4 protein-coding genes and 1 pseudogene are annotated in these 5,322 nt (G+C 69.0%); 4 read left to right on the top strand and 1 reads right to left on the bottom strand.

The window, feature by feature from the left end:
* From NN4_RS44255 to coaD, 3 genes are all read left to right on the top strand, one after another.
* Positions 1 to 2,893, top strand: a 2,893-nt coding sequence (locus NN4_RS44255; RefSeq protein ID WP_147144382.1) for a pyruvate carboxylase, incomplete at its 5' end; no start/stop codon positions are given.
* Positions 2,890 to 3,441 (top strand): 16S rRNA (guanine(966)-N(2))-methyltransferase RsmD, encoded by a 552-nt coding sequence (rsmD, locus tag NN4_RS44250; protein WP_147144381.1) that lies wholly within the window; start codon positions 2,890 to 2,892, stop codon positions 3,439 to 3,441. The genes NN4_RS44255 and rsmD, both read left to right, overlap by 4 nt.
* Positions 3,442 to 3,500: 59 nt before the next feature.
* Positions 3,501 to 3,986: a pantetheine-phosphate adenylyltransferase gene (coaD, locus tag NN4_RS44245; protein WP_135232514.1), complete on the top strand. Its 486-nt coding sequence runs from the start codon at positions 3,501 to 3,503 to the stop codon at positions 3,984 to 3,986.
* A 66-nt stretch (positions 3,987 to 4,052) separates the two neighbouring features.
* On the opposite strand, the gene NN4_RS44240 is transcribed toward coaD, so the two are convergent.
* Complete coding sequence (locus NN4_RS44240; protein WP_147144379.1) at positions 4,053 to 4,571, bottom strand: GtrA family protein; 519 nt, start codon at positions 4,569 to 4,571, stop codon at positions 4,053 to 4,055.
* 391 nt (positions 4,572 to 4,962) lie between these two features.
* Between NN4_RS44240 and NN4_RS44235 the strand changes: the two are divergent.
* Positions 4,963 to 5,322: pseudogene (locus NN4_RS44235) on the top strand (DivIVA domain-containing protein); the annotation flags it as partial.

Genomic DNA, 5,322 nt, shown 5'->3' with positions numbered 1-5,322 from the left:
CGCCGACGCCGAGCACCTGCGCGAGTCCATCGAGGCCGCGTCGCGCGAGGCCGAGTCGGCGTTCGGCGACCCCACCGTCTTCCTCGAGCAGGCCGTGGTGAACCCGCGCCACATCGAGGTGCAGATCCTGGCCGACCAGCAGGGCAATGTGATGCACCTGTTCGAGCGCGACTGTTCGGTGCAGCGCAGGCACCAGAAGGTGATCGAGCTCGCGCCCGCGCCGAACCTGGATCCCGCACTGCGCGACCGCATCTGCGCCGACGCGGTGGCCTTCGCCAAGGAGATCGGCTACAGCTGCGCGGGCACCGTCGAGTTCCTGCTCGACGAGCGCGGCAACCACGTCTTCATCGAGATGAACCCGCGCATCCAGGTCGAGCACACGGTGACCGAGGAGATCACCGACGTAGACCTGGTGCAGGCGCAGCTGCGCATCGCGGCGGGCGAGACCCTCGAACAGCTCGGCCTCAGCCAGGAGACCGTCAGCATCCGCGGCGCCGCGATGCAGTGCCGGATCACCACCGAGGACCCGGCCAACGGGTTCCGCCCCGACACCGGCCGGATCACCGCCTACCGGACCCCGGGCGGCGCGGGCATCCGGCTCGACGGCGGCGCCAACCTCGGCGCGGAGATCGGCGCCTACTTCGACTCGATGCTGGTGAAGCTCACCTGCCGCGGCCGCGATTTCGGCGCGGCGGTGTCGCGGGCCCAGCGTGCGCTCGCCGAGTTCCGCATTCGCGGCGTCACCACCAACATTCCGTTCCTGCTCGCGGTGCTCGACGACCCGGACTTCCAGGCGGGCCGGGTCACCACCTCGTTCATCGACGAGCGCCCGCAGCTGCTCAACCAGCGTGGTTCGGCCGACCGCGGCACCAAGATCCTCACCTACCTGGCCGACATCACCGTCAACAAGCCGCACGGCGAGCGGCCGACCACGGTGTACCCGCACGACAAGCTGCCACCGATCGACCTGACCGTCGCGCCGCCGGACGGTTCCCGGCAGCGCCTGCTCCGGCTCGGCCCGGAGGGCTTCGCGCAGGACCTGCGCGCGCAGAAAGCAGTCGGCGTCACCGACACCACCTTCCGCGACGCCCACCAGTCGCTGCTGGCCACCCGGGTGCGCACCAACGGCCTGCTCGGCGTCGCCGGGCACGTGGCCAGGCTGACCCCGCAGCTGCTGTCCATCGAGGCCTGGGGCGGCGCGACTTACGATGTGGCGCTGCGCTTTCTGTACGAGGACCCGTGGGAGCGTCTCGCCGCGCTGCGCGAGGCGGTGCCGAACATCTGCCTGCAGATGCTGCTGCGCGGTCGCAACACCGTCGGCTACACGCCCTACCCGGAGCAGGTGACCCGCGCGTTCGTCTCCGAGGCGACCGCCACCGGCATCGACATCTTCCGCATCTTCGACGCGCTCAACAATGTCGACCAGATGCGCCCGGCCATCGACGCGGTGCGCGAAACCGGCACGGCCATCGCGGAAGTCGCGATGAGCTACACCGGTGACCTGTCCAACCCGGACGAAACGCTCTACACGCTGGACTATTACCTCAAGCTGGCCGAGCAGATGGTGGACGCGGGCGCGCACGTGCTCGCCATCAAGGACATGGCCGGGCTGCTGCGCGCCCCCGCGGCCGCCACCCTGGTTACCGCGCTGCGCAGCAACTTCGACCTGCCGGTGCACGTGCACACCCACGACACCCCCGGCGGTCAGCTGGCCACCTACCTGGCCGCCTGGCAGGCGGGCGCCGACGCGGTGGACGGCGCGAGCGCCGCGATGGCCGGAACCACCAGTCAGCCTGCGCTTTCCGCGATCGTCGCGGCCGCCGCGCACAGCGAGTACGACACCAGCCTGAACCTGCAGCACGTGTGCGATCTGGAGCCGTACTGGGAAGCACTGCGAAAGGTGTACGCGCCCTTCGAGTCCGGGCTGCCCGCCCCGACCGGCCGGGTCTACACCCATGAGATCCCCGGCGGCCAGCTGTCGAACCTGCGCCAGCAGGCCATCGCCCTCGGCCTCGGCGATCGGTTCGAGGAAGTGGAAGCGAAATACGCTGCGGCGGACCGGCTGCTGGGCCGCCTGGTGAAGGTGACCCCGTCGTCCAAGGTGGTCGGCGACCTGGCGCTGGCCCTGGTCGGCACCGGCGTAGACATCGAGGACTTCGCCGCCGACCCCGGCCGCTACGACATCCCCGACTCGGTAATCGGTTTCCTGCGTGGCGAACTCGGCACCCCGGCGGGTGGCTGGCCGGAGCCGTTCCGCAGCCGTGCGCTGGCCGGGCGCGGCGAGGCGAAGCCGGAGACCCCGCTCACCGCCGAGGACGAAGCCGGGCTCGCGGGCACCTCGGACGAGCGCCGCGCGACGCTGAACCGGCTGCTCTTCCCCGGCCCCACCGCCGAATTCAACGCGCATCGGGATAAGTACGGCGACACCATGGGCCTGTCGGCGAACCAGTTCTTCTACGGGCTGCGCCAGGGCGAGGAACACCGGGTGCAGCTGGAGAAGGGCGTCACCCTGCTCATCGGCCTGGAGGCCATCTCCGAGCCGGACGAGCGCGGCATCCGCACGGTGATGTGCATCCTCAACGGCCAGTTGCGCCCCGTCGCTATCCGCGACCGGTCGATCGCCAGTGAGGTCCCGGCCGCGGAGAAGGCCGACAAGGGCAACGCGGGTCATATCGCCGCGCCGTTCGCCGGTGTAGTGACCCTGGCGGTGTCCGAAGGTGACGCGATCGCGGCCGGAGACACCGTCGGCACCATCGAGGCGATGAAGATGGAGGCCGCGATCACCGCACCGCGGGCCGGCACCGTCGGCCGGGTCGCGATCGGTCCGGTGCAGCAGGTCGAGGGTGGCGATCTGCTGATCGAGCTGGCCGTGCGCGAGTCCGCGGGCGAATGACCAGGATCGTCGCCGGAACGGCGGGCGGGCGGCGGCTGCGAGTGCCGCCGGCCGGCACCCGCCCGACCTCCGACCGGGTGCGGGAGGCGCTGTTCAGCGCGCTCGACGCGCGGATCGACTTCGACGGTGTCCGGGTGCTCGACCTCTACGCGGGGTCGGGCGCGCTCGGGCTGGAGGCGTTGTCCCGTGGCGCCGCGCACGCACTGCTGGTCGAGTCCGACCGCAAGGCGGCGGCGGTGCTGCGCGGCAATATCGCCGATCTCGGGCTGCCCGGCGCCGAACTGCGCGTCGGCACGGTGGCGAGCGTGCTGCAACTGGGTGGCGCGGGTGAATTCGATCTGGTGCTGTCCGACCCGCCGTACGCGGTCGACGCCGACGCCGTGCTCGCCGATCTGCGGGCGCTGGCCGGCGGCTGGCTGCGGCCGGACGCGCTCGTCGTGGTGGAGCGATCCAGCCGATCGCCGGAAATCGAATGGCCCGTGGGTTATTCGGCGATGAAGCCGCGTAAGTACGGCGAAACGCGCATCGAGATGGCGACTTTCGACTAGCGATGTGGTCTTGTGCACCCTCTGTGGTGCCCGCCGGTCCCGCACGATAGCGTCTGACCATGGCAGGAGCATTGTGCCCCGGGTCCTTCGACCCCGTGACCCACGGTCACATCGACGTCTTCAACCGGGCCGCGGCCCAGTTCGACGAGGTCGTTGTCACCGTCATGATCAACAAGAACAAGCAGGGCATGTTCAGCGTCGATGAGCGCATGGAGATGCTGCGCGAGGCGACCGCTCACCTGCCCAATGTCCGCGTGGAGTCGTGGTACGGCCTGTTGGTGGACTTCGCCAAGCAGCAGGGTGTCACGGCCATCGTCAAGGGCCTGCGCGACGCGACCGACTTCGGTTACGAGCTGCAGATGGCCCAGATGAACCGGAAGCTCTCCGGCGTGGACACCTTCTTCATCGCCACCAACCCCACCTTCAGCTTCTTGTCCAGCTCGCTGGTCAAGGAGGTGGCGTCCTTCGGCGGCGACGTCGTCGACATGCTGCCCCCGTCCGTGCACAAGCGTCTGCTCGACCGCCTGGCCGAACGCAAAGGCTGAGAACGCAAATCAGCCCCGGTCCCGAAAGCCTTGGGACCGGGGCTGATTCCCCTCACTCGACAGGGTTCAGAAGACCAGACCCCGCAATGCCAGGAAGCGCATGCCGCCGACGGCTGCGGTGATGCCGAGGATGGCGGTGGCCTCTGCCGGTCCGCCGATGGTAGGTGCCCAGACGTCCAGGGCGGCCAGGCACGCGGTGGTGATGGCGAGTCCGACCAGCGCCAGCCCGCCGCCTTCCCACTGTGCGGTGAACCAGCCGACTCGGCCGCTCGCGTGGAAGGTGAGTTGGCGGTGCAGCTCGTTGGCGATCACGGTGCTGACGATCGAGCCGACCACGTTGGCGAGCAGCGGCCCGACGCCGTGCATCGCGAAGAACAGCAGCACGTAGGCGATATTGCTGGACCCACCGACCAGGGCGAAGCGGATCAGCTGAGCGAAGGCCCGGTCGCCGCGCAGGTACGCCATCGCCTGCTCGAACCGCGCCGACGCCGGAGCCGTCTGCAACGCAGGGTATGGGCCTACCCACGGCATGAAGTAGCTGGTGGTGCTAACTCCCGCCGATCTCTGTAGATCCAGAACAGTCATGGGCTTTCCGATCGAACATGAGCCTTCGATGGGGACAACAGCGACGGTTGTCGCTTCCTTCCCACCGACTCTTGATAGGTCCCGCTTGTGCGATGTGTTCAGCATGTACTGAACAGTCGGAACCTGTCAACACTCGGCGGATCGGTCGGCCCTTCCCTTCGGCTTCCGCAATCCCGCAGTCCCGGTGGGGCCTGCGCTCGTCTGAAGACCTTGTCGATCTTCGTATCGACGATAACACGAAGCGGAGACAGATCCTCCACTTGATTTGTGTGGCGTGCAAGACACTGCGACGACACACCGGAGGGTGACTCGGCACAGGCCGTGATGAGGGGCACACTGGGGCTCGGCGGACAGTTCGCCGAAGAGTCGTAGGAGAGTGGGGTCAGTCAGCATGTATCGCGTATTCGAAGCCCTCGACGAGCTGGTCGCCATCGTCGAGGAGGCGCGCGGCATCCCGCCGACCCGCAGCTGCATCGTGCCGCGCGGTGACGTGCTCGAACTGCTCGACGACGTGCGCGACGCACTGCCGGGCGAGCTCGACGACGCCCAGGACGTGCTCGACATCCGGGACAAGATCGTCTCGGACGCCCGATCCGCCGCCGAGGTCACCGTCACCAGCGCCAATGAACAGGCCGCGCACACCATCGGCTCGGCCCGCGAGGAGGCCGACCGCATCCTCGCCGACGCCAAGGCGCACGCCGACCGGATGGTCGCCGAGGCCAGCGCGCACGCCGACCACCTCGTCGCCACC

Source organism: Nocardia ninae NBRC 108245 (genome assembly GCF_007990755.1).
Classification (GTDB): domain Bacteria; phylum Actinomycetota; class Actinomycetes; order Mycobacteriales; family Mycobacteriaceae; genus Nocardia; species Nocardia ninae.
This window is presented reverse-complemented; position numbering and strand designations above follow the sequence as displayed.

Excerpts from the sequence above, each read along its gene's own strand:
- rsmD (WP_147144381.1), top strand. The coding sequence starts at position 2,890 with ATGACCAGGATCGTCGCCGGAACGGCGGGCGGGCGGCGGCTGCGAGTG.
- coaD (WP_135232514.1), top strand. The coding sequence starts at position 3,501 with ATGGCAGGAGCATTGTGCCCCGGGTCCTTCGACCCCGTGACCCACGGT.
- NN4_RS44240 (WP_147144379.1), bottom strand. The coding sequence starts at position 4,571 with ATGACTGTTCTGGATCTACAGAGATCGGCGGGAGTTAGCACCACCAGC.